Annotated in this window: 15 protein-coding genes; 3 read left to right on the top strand and 12 right to left on the bottom strand. The window is 43.8% G+C overall.

Annotated features, from left to right (window positions below; translation table 11 throughout):
* Nucleotides 1-6: 6 nt before the first annotated feature.
* From gabT to FOF60_RS15395, 8 genes are all read right to left on the bottom strand, one after another.
* On the bottom strand, nt 7-1,335 hold the full coding sequence (gabT, locus tag FOF60_RS15360; protein ID WP_192470498.1) for a 4-aminobutyrate--2-oxoglutarate transaminase: 1,329 nt from the start codon (nt 1,333-1,335) through the stop codon (nt 7-9).
* A gap of 23 nt (nt 1,336-1,358) precedes the next feature.
* Nucleotides 1,359-2,627 (bottom strand): peptidase, encoded by a 1,269-nt coding sequence (locus tag FOF60_RS15365; RefSeq protein WP_264647573.1) that lies wholly within the window; start codon nt 2,625-2,627, stop codon nt 1,359-1,361.
* A gap of 14 nt (nt 2,628-2,641) precedes the next feature.
* On the bottom strand, nt 2,642-3,307 hold the full coding sequence (locus tag FOF60_RS15370) for a 3-oxoacid CoA-transferase subunit B (protein WP_192470496.1): 666 nt from the start codon (nt 3,305-3,307) through the stop codon (nt 2,642-2,644).
* On the bottom strand, nt 3,292-3,984 hold the full coding sequence (locus tag FOF60_RS15375; RefSeq protein WP_192470495.1) for a CoA transferase subunit A: 693 nt from the start codon (nt 3,982-3,984) through the stop codon (nt 3,292-3,294). Before FOF60_RS15375 ends, FOF60_RS15370 begins: the two co-directional genes overlap by 16 nt.
* Complete coding sequence (locus tag FOF60_RS15380; RefSeq protein WP_192470494.1) at nt 3,985-5,346, bottom strand: aspartate aminotransferase family protein; 1,362 nt, start codon at nt 5,344-5,346, stop codon at nt 3,985-3,987.
* A 364-nt stretch (nt 5,347-5,710) separates the two neighbouring features.
* The gene (locus tag FOF60_RS15385) at nt 5,711-6,691 is read right to left on the bottom strand and encodes a S66 family peptidase (RefSeq protein WP_192470493.1); all 981 of its coding nucleotides are present in this window, start codon (nt 6,689-6,691) and stop codon (nt 5,711-5,713) included.
* 64 nt (nt 6,692-6,755) lie between these two features.
* Nucleotides 6,756-8,222 (bottom strand): NAD(P)/FAD-dependent oxidoreductase, encoded by a 1,467-nt coding sequence (locus FOF60_RS15390; RefSeq protein WP_192470492.1) that lies wholly within the window; start codon nt 8,220-8,222, stop codon nt 6,756-6,758.
* Between the two features lie 189 nt (nt 8,223-8,411).
* Nucleotides 8,412-8,552: a YjcZ family sporulation protein gene (locus tag FOF60_RS15395; RefSeq protein ID WP_081742121.1), complete on the bottom strand. Its 141-nt coding sequence runs from the start codon at nt 8,550-8,552 to the stop codon at nt 8,412-8,414.
* A gap of 272 nt (nt 8,553-8,824) precedes the next feature.
* Here FOF60_RS15395 and FOF60_RS15400 point away from each other — a divergent pair, with 272 nt between their 5' ends.
* Together FOF60_RS15400 and FOF60_RS15405 are read left to right on the top strand one after the other, a co-directional pair.
* Nucleotides 8,825-9,919, top strand: coding sequence for an SGNH/GDSL hydrolase family protein (locus tag FOF60_RS15400; protein ID WP_192470491.1), 1,095 nt, complete (start codon nt 8,825-8,827; stop codon nt 9,917-9,919).
* A 63-nt stretch (nt 9,920-9,982) separates the two neighbouring features.
* Entirely contained in the window at nt 9,983-10,588 is a 606-nt protein-coding gene (locus tag FOF60_RS15405) for a DUF502 domain-containing protein (protein ID WP_192470490.1), read from the top strand.
* A gap of 62 nt (nt 10,589-10,650) precedes the next feature.
* Here the strand turns inward: FOF60_RS15405 and FOF60_RS15410 are convergent, their stop codons facing one another.
* The 4 genes from FOF60_RS15410 to rsgA all read right to left on the bottom strand — a co-directional run bounded on the left by FOF60_RS15410 (nt 10,651) and on the right by rsgA (nt 13,410).
* Nucleotides 10,651-11,151, bottom strand: a complete 501-nt coding sequence (locus tag FOF60_RS15410; RefSeq protein WP_192470489.1) for a PTS sugar transporter subunit IIA — start codon at nt 11,149-11,151, stop codon at nt 10,651-10,653.
* Nucleotides 11,152-11,209: 58 nt separating this feature from the next.
* Nucleotides 11,210-11,644: a peptide-methionine (R)-S-oxide reductase MsrB gene (gene msrB / locus FOF60_RS15415; protein WP_192470583.1), complete on the bottom strand. Its 435-nt coding sequence runs from the start codon at nt 11,642-11,644 to the stop codon at nt 11,210-11,212.
* A complete protein-coding gene (msrA, locus tag FOF60_RS15420) occupies nt 11,644-12,183 on the bottom strand; it encodes a peptide-methionine (S)-S-oxide reductase MsrA (protein ID WP_192470488.1) in 540 nt (179 codons plus the stop codon). The genes msrB and msrA overlap by 1 nt, the downstream gene beginning before the upstream one ends.
* A gap of 144 nt (nt 12,184-12,327) precedes the next feature.
* The gene (rsgA, locus tag FOF60_RS15425) at nt 12,328-13,410 is read right to left on the bottom strand and encodes a ribosome small subunit-dependent GTPase A (RefSeq protein ID WP_413632900.1); all 1,083 of its coding nucleotides are present in this window, start codon (nt 13,408-13,410) and stop codon (nt 12,328-12,330) included.
* 324 nt (nt 13,411-13,734) lie between these two features.
* Between rsgA and FOF60_RS15430 the strand changes: the two genes are divergently transcribed.
* Nucleotides 13,735-14,496: a DUF4397 domain-containing protein gene (locus FOF60_RS15430; protein WP_192470487.1), complete on the top strand. Its 762-nt coding sequence runs from the start codon at nt 13,735-13,737 to the stop codon at nt 14,494-14,496.
* Nucleotides 14,497-14,545 lie beyond the last annotated feature (49 nt).

Below are 14,545 nucleotides of genomic sequence, written 5' to 3' on the forward strand. Positions count from 1 at the left end.
CCCCTCCTACCGCTGGCAGCATTCAGTGATTGCTGATTCTAGTACATCGAATCCTTCCTCCATTTGATCCTCTGTTATGACCAGAGGAGCTAAAAGCCTGATTACATTTCCATAAAGGCCAGCGCTCATTAAAATTAATCCTCGCTGATGAGCTTTTGCAAGTATTTCTCGAACGATTTGTCCGTTTGGCCGCTCATTCTCATCGAAAAATTCGATTGCACACATAGCACCTAAGGAACGGATATCTCCTACTTCTGGAAAGCTGTCGGTCAGCTTTCCGAACCTTTGTAAGAACTTCTCCCCGAACAGGTTCGCTCTATCAAGAAGATTTTCCTTTTCTATCATTTTAACGACTTCTATTGCCGCTACACAACCGAGAGGACTTCCTCCAAAGGTGCCGCCAATTTCCCCAATACCCGCAGAGTCCATAATTTCAGCTCTTCCCGTGACGGCACTGATTGGCAGCCCCGCGGCAATCGATTTTGACATCGTCATCAAATCGGGGACGACACCGTAGTGCTCCATCGCGAACATCTTTCCTGTCCTGCCGAAACCGGTTTGGATTTCATCTGCAATAAAGAGAATCCCATACTGTTCACAAATTCTCTTCACTCCTTGAACAAAGGTTTTGGAAGGAATATTAAATCCGCCTTCACCCTGAATCGGTTCCATTATGACAGCAGCAATTTCGGTGCCAGGAACCTCGCTTAGGAAAAATGTCTCAAATTTTTTCAGCATATAGGCATCGAGTTCTTCAGGTGCCATGCCTTTTTCTTGAGAATACACCGGGTATGGCCATTTATAGGTTTCCGGAGCGAACGGTCCGAACTGATACTTGTATGGTTTGACCTTGCTCGTCAGCGACATTGCCATATAGGTCCTTCCGTGAAAGCCTCGTTCAAAAGAAATGATTCCTTTTCGGCCTGAATATTTCCTTGCTATCTTTATCGCATTTTCTACGGCCTCTGCACCGCTGCTCAGGAAGAATGTTTTTTTATCATGTGTCCCTGGAGTAATATTGTTTAGAATTTCCGCAAGTTCTATATATGGTTCATACATCATCACATGGAAGCAAGGGTGCAGATAACGGTCGATTTGCTCATGAAGTGCTTTTACTACATTACTTGGACAGTGGCCTACATTCAGTGTGCCGATTGCGCCCGCAAAATCGATGAATGTATTCCCATCAACATCCGTCAATAAGGCACCTTCTCCTCTTTCTGCAAACGACTTGATTGTGTTGAACGGTCCCACAGGGATATTTTTCTCTTTCCGCTCTAACAATGCCTGTGCCTTTGGGCCTGGTATAGCTGTGTTAATCTTTATATCTCCCATTTGTTTGATTCCCCCTTTTTTCTCTAATCGCTGACCTCACACCACTTAAGCAAAGCAAGTGCAATGATTTCAGCCGCTTCAAAAACATCTTCAAGCTTTATATATTCATTCGCCTGATGTGCCGTTTCCGTTACCCCGGGTCCAAAAACAACTACAGGCACCCCACCGACCTTGGAGAGGATCCCGCCGTCAGTTGCCCATGGGGATGCCTCAATTAATGGAGACTTTTCCTTAATGTCCATAAAGCTTTCTGAAAGGACATGAATCAACTCATGTTCAGGATCCAGGTCGCCTGGCAGCCAGCTTGCACCGAACCATTCAAGTTCAGGAGCATTTTCTCTCAGCCATGTATCTACGTTACAGACTTCGGCAATGGCTTCAAACATTTCACGCTTTGCCTCATCTTGTGTTTCATTAGGGGCCACCCCCATCCTGCCCTCAATTACAGCTAAATCCGGTACAGATGATGGCCAGTCTCCAGCATGGATCTTTCCAATATTAATAGGAATCGGGATTGGTATGCTTTCAAAAAACGGATCAGTGATTCTTTCATTTCTCTGAGACTCCAAGATTCTCAGTCTATCAATGACCAGCATCGCTTTCTCAATCGCATTGACACCTTCATACCTCGTTCCGCCATGCGCCCCTTTTCCTTTCACTGAAATCCGGAACCACATGGATCCCTGCTGTTTTGGAAACAGCTTCATATTTGTCGGCTCAGGGATGATGGCTGCATCCGCTTTATAACCTCTCAGGACAGTGGCAAGTGTTCCTGCACCACCGCTTTCTTCTTCGATTACACTTTGAAAAATGACATCGCCCTTTAGCTTGATTCCTGAATTTTTTATTGCCTCCATCGCCATTAGCAGTGAAGTTGTGCCGCCCTTCATATCTGTCGAGCCTCTGCCAAATAATTTGCCGCATTCGATATGGCCGCTGAACGGGTCCCTTTCCCAATCTTTTGCATCGCCTGCCGGAACAACATCAATATGTCCATTGAGGATCATCGACTTGCCTCCACCTGTTCCCCTCATGATTCCTACAGCGTTTGGGTTTCCATTGAAGTCTTTTCGATCTGAACAAAAAGCGGGGTGAACAGTCAGTCCGTTATCCCCGATTTCCCAAATATCCATTTCAAGACCCAGCTCGCGGCATTTTTCAATAATGACTGCCTGCGCTCCGCTTTCATCCCCTCTAGTACTCGGTTCCTGAACTAATTTTTGCAAAAGCCGGGTCCCTCTTATTCTGCTTTCTTTAATGTAATTCCTCACCTTTTGCTCAGGCGTTTGCACGTTATCAGCCCCTTTTAATATTCGATAATCCGGATATTTTCGTCGATTGTAAAATCGCATGCGGTCTTTTCGGTAACTTCAGCGATTGTATGTGGCGCAAAAAGTTCAGACAATATCAATGAACCGTCAATTATTTTAAAAACTGCGAGATCGGTGATGACCATGTCAACACATTCAGAAGCGGTTAATGGCAGGGTACACGATTGAACTATTTTAGAAGCTCCGTTTTTATCACTGTGGTTCATCAATACGGCAACTTTCCGGGCTTTTTGTGCCAGCTCCATTGCCCCTCCCATGCCCGGAACCTTTTTGCCAGGTACAATCCAGTTCGCAATGTCCCCTTTTTGGCTAACCTGTAAAGATCCAAGAATAGTAAGATCAACTCTGCCTCTGCGAATCATACCGAAGGCTATAGCACTATCACAATAAGAGGAACCTGCCATGACAGTGACTGGGAATCCACCGGCATTGCACAGGTTTTCATCCTCATAACCTTTTTCCGGCGACTTCCCCATCCCGACAATTCCGTTTTCAGCATGGAACATGACTCTCGTTTTTTCGGGAAGGTGGTTCGGTACAAGAGAGGGAATTCCTATGCCCAGGTTAACAACCATGCCCGGAGAGATTTCTTCGGCGGCTCGTCTGGCCATTCTGTTTCTGACATCTATTCCCATGCCCATTTCCAATTCACCCCTCCAGAAGGAATAACCATATCCACGAATACACCAGGCGTGACGATTTCTTCAGGATCCAGGCTGCCAAGGGGCACAATTTCCTCCGCCTCCGCGATGGTGAATTTTCCGGCCATTGCCACGAGCGGGTTCGTATTCCTGGCACTTTTATCAAAGACAAGATTTCCATATGGATCTGCTTTTTTTGCATAAACGATTGAAACTTCGGCTGTTAACGCCGTTTCAATCAAATAATCTTTGCCGTTCAATGTCATTCTTTGTTTGCCTTTTGCAACAAACTCATGATCCACTCCTACATCTGTCAAAATGGCTCCAAGTCCCATTCCACCAGCGCGAATCCGTTCTGTCAGGGTTCCCTGCGGCGAGAATTCAACCTCTAGCTCTCCCTTGGTCATCAAGGTGCCTGCTACTGGATTGGATCCAATATGGGAGGCGATGACTTTCTTTGCTTTTCCGCGGCTGACAATTTTGCCAATGCCGATCTCGGGAAAACCTGTATCATTCCCAATCAGCACAAGATTTTTTATATCCTTTTCAAGAATACCGTCAATCAGGTCAGGGGGAGAGCCTACTCCGCCAAATCCGCCAAACATCAAAGTCATTCCGTCATAAAAATGCTCCATTGCCTGCTCAAGCGTCGCTATTTTTCCATACGGATTATCCATCTACTTCTCAACTCCATCTTCACAAGGAAATCCCAGTATTCTATACACTTCCATGAATGTTGTCTTCAGCAATGCTATTAATTCATCAATCTCCCGCCTCGTGATCGTCAGCGGAGGCGAGATAATTATTGCATCCCCTGAAAGGCCATCCAGACCGGCGCCTGCAGGATACAGCAATATCCCATGGTCCCTGCCCGCCTTTACCACAATTTCAGTTAGTTTCATGCTTCGTTCAAACGGGAGTTTCGCACCTGGCAATCTGACAAATTCCAGACCGAGAAGCAAGCCCTTTCCCCGGACATCCCCGATAAAATCAAACTGATTTTTCAACTTATCAAGTTTATTTTTCAGGTACACAGACTTTGATTCGACTTCACTTAAAACTTGATTGTTCTCAAGGTATTCCATAACCGCCAGTGCGGCAGCGCAGGATTGTGGATTCGCGCTAAGAGTATGGCCGCTCATGATTGACTTGGAGCCATTCAGAATAGGCTCCATCACATTGTCACTGACAACCGTTGCCGCAATCGGGGCATATCCTGCTCCCATACCTTTACCAAGCGCGACAATATCGGGAATGATGTTCCAGTGTTCTGATGCCAGCATCGTCCCTGTACGGCCAAAACCCGTCATGACCTCATCCGCAATGAATAATATATTGTTTTCATCACAAATCTTTTTAATTGTTTCGTAATAGCCTTCCGGGGGTGAAATCGCCCCTCCAGCCGCACCAATAACCGGTTCCGCAATAAATCCGGCGATATGGTCAGAACCAATCCGCTTTATTGCTCCCTCAAGCTCCATCGCACATAAAAAACCACACTCAGGCGCTGTGCTTTGATATGGACAGCGATAGCAATATGGAGGTGAAATCGATGGGAATTCTTCAAGCAATGGAACAAACCTTGCTCTTCTTCCCGGATGTCCTGACATAGATAGTGCACCCAGAGTGATTCCATGGTAGCTGATCCATCTTGATAAAATTTTTGTTTTTGTCTTAATCCCTTTCTCTTGCCAATACTGAATCGCAATTTTCAGCGCGGTTTCTGTAGCCTCTGAACCACTATTTACAAAGAAACTCCAATTCAAATCTCCCGGCAAAGCATCAGCGAGTTTTTCCGCAAGCTTTTCTGCTGCCTCACTAGTGAATTGGGAGCGATAGACAAAAGACACACGTTTGGACTGTTCATGCATTGCCAGGATAATCTCAGGAACTCCGTGTCCAATATTTGCTGTGACAGCCCCGGATGCAGCATCAAGATATTTCTTGCCATCTTTGTCAAAAAGAAAGACACCTTTACCATAGTCAATCTCTGGATAGCTTTCATCCAAGGCAGGTTTAATCAAGTAGGACGGCTTCATAAATTCACTCCATTCACCGCAATTAAAATTAAATGGACATTCAGTAAATTGTATGAAATGAAAAGGGGAATCTTTCTTGAAGATATAAAAAATAAGTGGTACTAGCCTGGGATTTTCGAAATGGAGGGGATCTGATACATTTTCGTTGTTGATGACTGCCTACACTTTGGACAAAATCTGCTCATCCATCGGCTGTTTTGTCCGAACCAGGGGTGACTTCGGACAATTTCTGCTCTTCCACCAGTTGTTTTGTCCGAACCGGGGGTGACTTCGGACAATCCCGGCTCTTCCACCAGCTGTTTTTTCAACAAATTCCCAACAAAAAAAAGACACCTATAAAAGGTGCCATTAAAGGTGTAGAACCCTATTCTTTTTGTTCAATAAAGATCTCGGTTTGTCCCCCTGCGGCCTTTACCGTTGCAACTGCCCCAATAGGCAGCGTGGCAAGAGGCTGGACATGCCCGAAGTTGACGTTTGCAATGATTGGGATATTCCGGAGCTCTTCCTTACTTGAAATAATCTTCCTTAGAGCTTCTTCCGTAATATTGGAATTCTTTTGGAAACGGCCAATCAACAGAGCTTTTATCGAATCTGCACCTGGAAGATGAAGCAGCGATTGCAGGTCCCTGTCGAAGCTTCTGGAGTGGCTTTCTTCGTCATCCTCAATGAACAGGATGCTATCCATGAGTGAAGGCATAAATTCTGTACCTTGAAGAAGGTTCATCGTACAAAGATTGCCGCCGATCAGCCTTCCTTCCGCTTCGCCATCCTGAAGAATCAAGTAGCCGCTTTGTTCATGAAATGTCCGATTTTCCTGGTCAAGATACCAGGCATCATCAGACCATGTATCTGATGGAACGATCTCGTAAGGCGCATCATTGGTGACTGCCTGCAAAAACGATTCCATCGTATATTCAAGTCCATGCTTTACACCGAAGCTCGAAAAAAGGGGCCCAGAATAAGTAACGATACCTGTTTTTTGATAAATAGCCAGCTGCAGCGCTGTAATGTCACTGTACCCGCAAAAAACCTTCGGATTAGCAGCAATCAGGTCAAAATCTATATATTTTAGCAGCTGATTGGAATTATAGCCTCCAAGTGCAGTAAGGATCCCTTTTACATTTGGATCTGCAAATGCATCATGCAGGTCCTCGATTCTTTCTGCAATAGAAGAGCTGAAAAATTCATCATGCGCATCTGCGTTTTTTCCGAATGTCACATTGAAGCCCAGTTTAGTCAACCTTTCAACAGCCAAATCAACCTGGGCTTCTTTTAAAATGACCATGCTGGTCGCAGGTGCGATTACTCTTATTTCATCCCCTGGCACTAATTTAGGTGCAAACATACTCTCCCCGCCTCTTCTGTATTTAGGTTTATTTTATCAAAGAAGTGGAAGTGTGTATGCATCTTTAAACAAGTGCAGGCTCGGTTTTCCGGCCAACCCTGGACTTTTCGATAATGTCATTGGCAATCCAAACACCGCATGCGCTTGCCTGAGCCAGTCCTCTTGTGATTCCGGCTCCGTCCCCGCCAACATACAGGCCGCTTATTTCTGTTTCAAACCTGTCATTCAACTTCGGTCTTGCGGAATAGAATTTCGCCTCCACTCCGTAAAACAAAGTATGGTCTGAAGCAAGACCAGGCGTTACCTGGTTGAGCGCTTCCGTCATTTCAATCAAACTTTTCAGCGTATTATATGGAAGGACTAGCCCAAGATCCCCGGGAACTGCTTCCTTCAAAGTCGGTTCCAGGAATCCTTCTTTGATCCTTTTTTCAGTGGACCTTCTCCCTTTTAAAATATCACCATACTTTTGTACAATCAGGCCGCCATTTGAAAGACTGTTTGCCAGCCTGGAGATTTCATGGGCAAATTCATTCGGTTTATCGAATGGTTCTGAAAAAGTATGCGATACAAGCAAGGCGAAATTGGTATTGCTGCTTCCAAGATTAGGATCTTTGTAGGCATGGCCATTAGCAAGCATGATTCCAGAATGGTTCTCGACAACAACATGTCCAGAAGGATTGCTGCAGAATGTCCTGACACTGGTCCCTACGGATGTATTGAAGATAAATTTCCCTTCATATAAATGCTCATTAATTTCCTCCATGACAACGTTGGAAGTTTCAACACGGACGCCAATGTCGACCTGGTTATTGATCATCTTAAGCCTTCTTTTTTTCATTAGCTGCGTCAGCCATTTGGAACCGTCGCGGCCAGGGGCAACTACAATTTTATCGGCAAAAATCTGCTGGCCATTCCTAAGTTCAACACCTGTGACTTTATGGCCTTCAGGCGTTTTTTCAGTAATCAAATCCTCGATTTCAGTCTTGAACGCCATATCGACTTTTTCTTTTAAGTACTCAAATATATTTTTCAAGATTTCAAGATTCTGTTCCGTCCCAAGATGGCGTACCTGTGCCCTTAACAGTTTCAATCCTGCGGCATAGCCTCTTCTCTCAATTTCCCTGACCTTATCTGTCATTGGATCTGTAATGCTTTCTGTAGCTCCATGCTTGAGGTTAATTCCATCCACGTATTTAATAAGCTCGACAACTTTTGAATCAGGAAGATAATCCGTCATCCATCCGCCGAATTCGCTTGTAATATTGAATTTTCCATCAGAATAGGCTCCAGCACCGCCAAATCCGTTCGTTATCGAACATGCAGGAAGGCAGCCGGCAAAATCCTTCTTCCCTGCTGCTGGCGGGCATTTCTCAATCTTCTTCTGTAAGATCGGGCAGTTCCTGCGATAAATATCATGGCCTTTATCAACAAGCAGTACTTTAGCTTCAGGCATTTTCAACGATAATTCATAACAAGTAAATATACCTGCCGGACCTGCTCCAACGACAATCACATCATAGTTTGTATTCATACAGCATCCCCCGCCAATCAGTTTTTTGCTTAACCATTGGTAAATATAACAAACTTAAGCAATGTAGTCAATATTAATCACGAACTATATATCAATTTATATATTATAATGTTCGTATTTATTTGAAACAAAATAAGAGGCTGCCTGCTGTCAGACAACCTCTCTAATTACTTTATCTTAGCTCATTTTTTACCAGTTATAGCTGCAGCATGCGCCAATGATGATTAACAAGATAAACAGAACAACGATCAATGCAAAACCGCCGTATCCGTAACCAGCACCGCCCACTCCTGCATAAGGATAACCTCCGCCACAGAAAGTGCCATGCATTGGTGCTGTTCCAACCGGTGATGTTACAGGCATTGGGGCATTATCATATCCGTACATTAAAAACCACTCCTCGTTTGTTTTTGAATTGCTTTCCCTTTACGGTATGATATGGGTACTTGACCCGTTTGTGCATTAGCCCATTTTTAAAAAAATATCGATTCAATAAAAGAAATGAATTACAGTCTGCGCGCTGAAAAATTTCTTTTCACAGGGACTGTACTAGCAGTTACAATTAGCTTAAAGGCTTACTTTCCGGAGGGATACCAACACGAATGAAATCCAGCGCTAGAAAAGTATTCAGTATAGTTTTTCTTACCGCCGCAGTTATTTCCTTTTTAGCGATACAGTCAGAACATTACCTTTCCGAGGATTTATCAGTATATGAGAAGATCGAAGCAGGTTCATCATTTAATTATTTGGTCATCGGCGACAGCATTGGCCGAGGTGCTGGAGCAGAAAATAAAAATTTGCGCTGGTACAGCCAGCTTGAAGTGCTTTTAAAGGATTTCAGCGGGACCCGGGCACGCAGGAATATGCTCGTCCAAAGCGGAGCAACAGCCTTCGAAGGAATTTACAAACTCCAAAAAGCTCCAAAATTCCGGGATATTGATCTCATCTTTATCGTTTTTGGTGAAAATGATCGAAAATACATGGACTCCGAACAATTCACTTTTTTTTATGAAAAATTAATCCGAGATGCCAAGGAGCGTTACCCAGGATCTGAAATCATTACCATCATTGAAAGTCCTTTGAAACAGGAACAATTTGCTGATGCGATTAAAAGAGTATCCGTCCATTACGGAGCAAAGCCGCTGGACATGCGCATTCCCTTTAAGCAATCAGGAATGCTTACTGAGCAGCTTACGACGGATACTGTACATCCTAACGGCAAGGGATACCAGTTGTATGCAGCTTCAATACTTGAACTGATTAAGAATAATATCGAACTAGATGCCGAGATTGCCAGTCTGCCAAAGCCATTGACCAGGGAGCAGACCTTATCCTTCTATGAAAAAAAGAACTTATCTGGAAGCAAAGGGTTCGTCATCGAAAACGGAATAAATATAAGCAAAAGAACTGGTGATTATCTAGAGTATGAGTTCAAAGGCTCCATCCTTGGGGTAAAAGCTATTCGCAGTCAGGACGGGGGGATGCTGAGGGTATATATTGACGGGGAATATATCAGGACAATTTCCACCTGGTGGCCTTTCACACGTGAAAGGTATCTGTATATCGCAAGCGGCCTGGATGAAGGCCGACACACGGTCCGGTTTGAAACAGTCGAAACAACGTCTTCAAACATTACCAGTGAAAAGCAAATCACCCAGATTTCTTCGATTATCGTTACGAAGGATAAGAAAAAATAATCATAGAAAAACTCTGTAAAAAAGTGTATGATACTTCCATATGTTTGGAATAAGGAGTTTACCATGAAAAGTGTATTGAAGAACTTCATTAACGGGATCCTGACAATAGTCCCAATTATTCTCGTTATCTATGTCATTTATAAAGTATTCATGTTTTTAGACAGCCTTCTTGGAAATGTACTGAAACCATACTTACAAGAAAGGTACATTCCTGGCATTGGCCTTCTGACAACCCTGATCCTGATTACCATTCTGGGATGGCTGTCAACCCGGTTCATCACTGGAAGTATCATTAAGCTAATTGATAAGCTTCTGGAAAAAACTCCTTTTGTAAAAACGGTTTATTCAGTTATAAAGGATACTGTCCATTCCTTCCTTGGTGAGAAAAAGTCATTTTCCAAGGTTGCTCTGGTTACAATACCAGGTACCCATATGAAGAGTCTCGGTTTCATCACAACAGATGACCTGAAGGCATTCCATGAGCCATTGGCAGAGTATGTTGCTGTCTACGTGCCTCAAACGTTTCAGGTAGCAGGTTTCACCTTCCTGATTCCTAAAACTGATGTAGAAATCATTGATGTAAAACCAGAAGATGCAATGAAATTCATCCTATCAGGCGGGATGACCTCTCCTAATGGACAAAAATCCGTCAATGAAAACGGCCGCTGAATCAGCGGCTGTTTTTCATTGACGAACAACTCTTTCGGCTCTTTTCGAGTATACGCACTTACCTATTCAAAAGTCACTTCCAGGATAGGTGTCGTGCCCTTTTCAACATTTCCTTCTGTTAAGACCTTCAATGATGCAGCCTGATCCGTGTTAGTGATAATAATCGGTGTTACTGTACTCTTTGCTTTTTCGCTGATAACGGAAAGGTCAAAGGTTACCAGTTTATCGCCTTCCTTGACTTTGTCGCCTTGTGCTACATGTGTTTCGAACCCTTCTCCCTTGAGAGAAACAGTCTCTAATCCAATATGGATCAATAGCTCTGCTCCGTTTTTCGCTCTTATTCCGACCGCGTGCTTAGTCGGGAAAACCTGAATGATTTCACCTTCGACCGGTGACACGACAACCCCCTCTGAAGGTTCAATCGCTACTCCGTCCCCCATCATTTTTTCTGAAAAGACAGGATCAGGAACTGCACTTAAATTTACTGCATTCCCTGTAATTGGTGCTAGCAGCTGGATTGTTTTTACCTGCTCTTCTTTTTTTCCAAATAATTTTTTAAACAAACGAATCATTCCTTCCATTCATAGAGCTATGATTAATCCTTGTTTAATTATCCTAAGATTAATCCTGGAACAGCTTAAGGTACTCTCCATACCCTTCCTCTTCCATTTTTTCCTTCGGAACAAACCTCAATGCAGCGGAATTAATGCAATATCGCAGGCCATTCTCTCCGGGACCATCATCAAACACATGGCCCAGATGAGAATCTGCTGTTTTACTGCGCACTTCAGTCCTGACCATAAAATGGCTAAGGTCTTGTTTTTCAGTTATTTCTTCCTCCATGATCGGCTTGGTAAAACTTGGCCAGCCGCATCCCGCATCATATTTATCCCGGGAACTAAATAAAGGCTTGCCAGAGACAATATCAACATATATCCCTTCTCGCAGATCATTCCAATACTCATTCCTGAATGGCGGTTCTGTTCCATTATTCTGCGTAACTTCATATTGCATGGGTGTCAATCTTTTCTTTAACTCCTCTGGATCTTTCTTCATCATTCCTTTTCCCCCCAATGATTCCTGATAAAAGCTTTGCGCCCTGAACCGATTTGATAAGCATTGTATCTTTCAGGGTTTTTCTTATAATAATCCTGATGGTATGTCTCTGCAGGATAAAACGTTTTGGCCGGCAAGATCTGGGTAACGATATGTTTCGTGAAAACCCCACTATCTGCAAGCTTTTGTTTTGATTCTTCAGCAAGCTGTCTTTGTTCTTCATTATGATAAAAAATCGCGGTTTGGTATGATTGTCCCCTGTCGTAAAACTGGCCTCCTGGGTCGGTCGGATCTATTTGCTGCCAGTATAACTCGAGCAGCTTCTCATAAGGAAAGATTTCCGGATTGTATGTGATTTGCACGGCTTCATAATGTCCGGTGGTCTCGCTGCAAACCTGCTCATATGTAGGATTTTCAGTCGTGCCTCCAGTATAGCCGGAAACAACGCTGACAATGCCAGGCTGCTCATCAAACGGCTTGACCATGCACCAGAAACACCCTCCGGCAAATGTCGCAAGCTCTTGATTACCTTTTTCCATAGTGACACCTCTTCTTTCAAGCTTTGGATAAATGGATGAAACACTCTACTCAAATACTTATTCCCTATTCTATTACTTTTAAAGCAAAAAACACATTCAGAAGCCTTCAAATGATAAAAGCCCCTCCAGAGAAGGGACTTTTCATTATTTTCGTTTATGCTTTGAATTGTGGCGGACTTCCTTGCTGATGTTTTTCCAGTGCTTCTTTTCCTCAGCTTGCGCCTTTTTATCCAGCTTCCTGTCAATATAGGCCAATTCTTTTTGCAGCTTTTTATAGCTGGCAAGCCTGTTTTCATCCAGAATTCCTTCATAGATGGCTGACCAAACTGCACAGCCTGGTTCATTATTATGACTGCAATCGCGGAATTTACAGGATTCAGCATATTTTTCAATATCAGCGAAACTTTCTGCAATTCCATCCTCACTCGTCCAGAGCTGGATTTCCCTCATACCTGGGGTGTCAATCAGTATCGCTCCTCCAGGAAGGAGAACCATTTCCCGATGGGTCGTAGTATGCTTGCCCTTATCATCGCTTTCCCTGATGTCCTGGACCAGCTGCTTTTCAAAGCCTGTAAAGTAATTGACTAGACTAGACTTGCCTACTCCCGAAGAACCTATCAAGGCTACTGTTTGGCCAGGAGCAAGATATGGTTGCAGTTCCTGTATGCCCGTACCCTCGAGAACACTTACTGCGATTACAGGTACCCCGATCGCCACTGTTGAAACTAGATCCATTTTGGCTTTTAGGTCAGTCACTAAATCTGCTTTGCTTAAAATAATGACAGGATTTGATCCACTTTCCCAGGCGAGCAGCAGGTATCGTTCAATCCTTCTCAGATTCAGATCATCATTCAGTGAATTTACGATGAACACAGTATCAACATTCGCTGCGACTATTTGCTCCTCGGTGATTTGCCCGGCAGCCTTTCTCGAAAACTTGCTTTTACGGGGCAGAATTCCCTTGATTAATCCTCGCATTTCGCCTGGAGAAGTTTGTACGGAAACCCAGTCACCGACTGCCGGGAGGTCTTCCCGGCCGTTTGCATCAAATGTCAATTTACCAGCTAGTGTGCAGAGGTATTCTCCATCTTCCAGCCACACCCGATAACTGTGCTTATGCTCTAACGCTACCCTGCCGAGCTTGATTCCATCAGGATAATTTTCTTTAAAATGGCTGTTCAATTCAGCCGTAATACCGATATTTTCAAAATTCTTCAATTCTCTTATCCTCCAATATGCTTTCCGAAATATAAAAAACCACAGGCACGCACAGCCCGTGGTTCATAAGCATGGAGAAAAAAGACTATCAGTCAGTTGATCCGCTTAGGTTAGGGGCCGTGCAATAAGTAACATCCAACATCAATACATTTAACATCCTGCTCATTACACTCCACCTGCCTCTCGTTTAATTATTTATAGTATATGGAAAAACATTCCTCATGTAAAGACTTATTTCAAATTTTTCATAAACTGCAGACACTGATTCGCACCTATTGCGCCCAATTTGCATATTTTACATTTGAGCATTCAATAAATTTAGGAGTGAGGGGTATGTCCATCAGGAACCAGAATGATTACCTTCATAAAGCGGCCATGTATGATCTTTTGGCTAATTACTATAAATACCTTGATCCAAATCAGCACGTCATGTATTACCACAAGCACCTGCGAAATTTAAATAAAGCTGTCCAGCTAATGCGCTCCCAAACTATTCAGGCAAGTCCATCCAACTCATTGCCATCCATGGTGCGTTTTTTGCATGCTTCCCCCGCGGTAAAGAATGTCGATATTTATGTAAATGGCAGCCGAGTTGTCCGCGACTTCAGCTATAAAAACAGTAGCAGCCATATGCAGCTTCCGCCAGGCAAATATCAAGTCGACATATATCCTGCAGGCGAAAGCGTTTCTACTGTAATCAGCAAAAAGATTATGGTTGAACCAGGGAGCATTTACACAGCTACCATTGCCGGGCCAGCTAATAACCTAAGGCTGCTTACTTTCGAAGACAACCCGCAAACACCTGTGGGAGAAACAAAAGCAAGATTTATCCACCTATCCCCAGACGCGCCGGCTGTTGATATCACAGGGTTAAATGGAGACGTGATATTCCCGAACGTATCCTATAAACAGGCAACAACATATCTGGCCCTGAGTCCAATGACCGTAACATTGGAAGCTAAAGTTGCAGGCACCAAGAACACAGTCGTTACCATCCCTGATGTCAAATTGGAGCCAAACAATGCCTATACGATTGTCGCAGTAGGCACTGCCAAAGGAGAACCCCCAATTGAAGTAATTATATTGCAAGGGTGAAAAGGCCGGGCGACCGGCCTGACTTTTTTCTGCTAACTGGCCATTTTCC

Origin of the sequence: Mesobacillus jeotgali (assembly GCF_014856545.2) — a bacterium.
GTDB lineage: Bacteria > Bacillota > Bacilli > Bacillales > Cytobacillaceae > Mesobacillus.

Excerpts from the sequence above, each read along its gene's own strand:
- FOF60_RS15405 (WP_192470490.1), top strand. The coding sequence starts at position 9,983 with ATGAAAAGTGTATTGAAGAACTTCATTAACGGGATCCTGACAATAGTC.
- FOF60_RS15380 (WP_192470494.1), bottom strand. The coding sequence starts at position 5,346 with ATGAAGCCGTCCTACTTGATTAAACCTGCCTTGGATGAAAGCTATCCA.
- FOF60_RS15400 (WP_192470491.1), top strand. The coding sequence starts at position 8,825 with ATGAAATCCAGCGCTAGAAAAGTATTCAGTATAGTTTTTCTTACCGCC.
- FOF60_RS15385 (WP_192470493.1), bottom strand. The coding sequence starts at position 6,691 with ATGTTTGCACCTAAATTAGTGCCAGGGGATGAAATAAGAGTAATCGCA.
- FOF60_RS15395 (WP_081742121.1), bottom strand. The coding sequence starts at position 8,552 with ATGCATGGCACTTTCTGTGGCGGAGGTTATCCTTATGCAGGAGTGGGC.
- msrB (WP_192470583.1), bottom strand. The coding sequence starts at position 11,644 with ATGAAGAAAGATCCAGAGGAGTTAAAGAAAAGATTGACACCCATGCAA.
- msrA (WP_192470488.1), bottom strand. The coding sequence starts at position 12,183 with ATGGAAAAAGGTAATCAAGAGCTTGCGACATTTGCCGGAGGGTGTTTC.
- gabT (WP_192470498.1), bottom strand. The coding sequence starts at position 1,335 with ATGGGAGATATAAAGATTAACACAGCTATACCAGGCCCAAAGGCACAG.
- FOF60_RS15370 (WP_192470496.1), bottom strand. The coding sequence starts at position 3,307 with ATGGGCATGGGAATAGATGTCAGAAACAGAATGGCCAGACGAGCCGCC.
- FOF60_RS15375 (WP_192470495.1), bottom strand. The coding sequence starts at position 3,984 with ATGGATAATCCGTATGGAAAAATAGCGACGCTTGAGCAGGCAATGGAG.
- FOF60_RS15430 (WP_192470487.1), top strand. The coding sequence starts at position 13,735 with ATGTCCATCAGGAACCAGAATGATTACCTTCATAAAGCGGCCATGTAT.
- FOF60_RS15390 (WP_192470492.1), bottom strand. The coding sequence starts at position 8,222 with ATGAATACAAACTATGATGTGATTGTCGTTGGAGCAGGTCCGGCAGGT.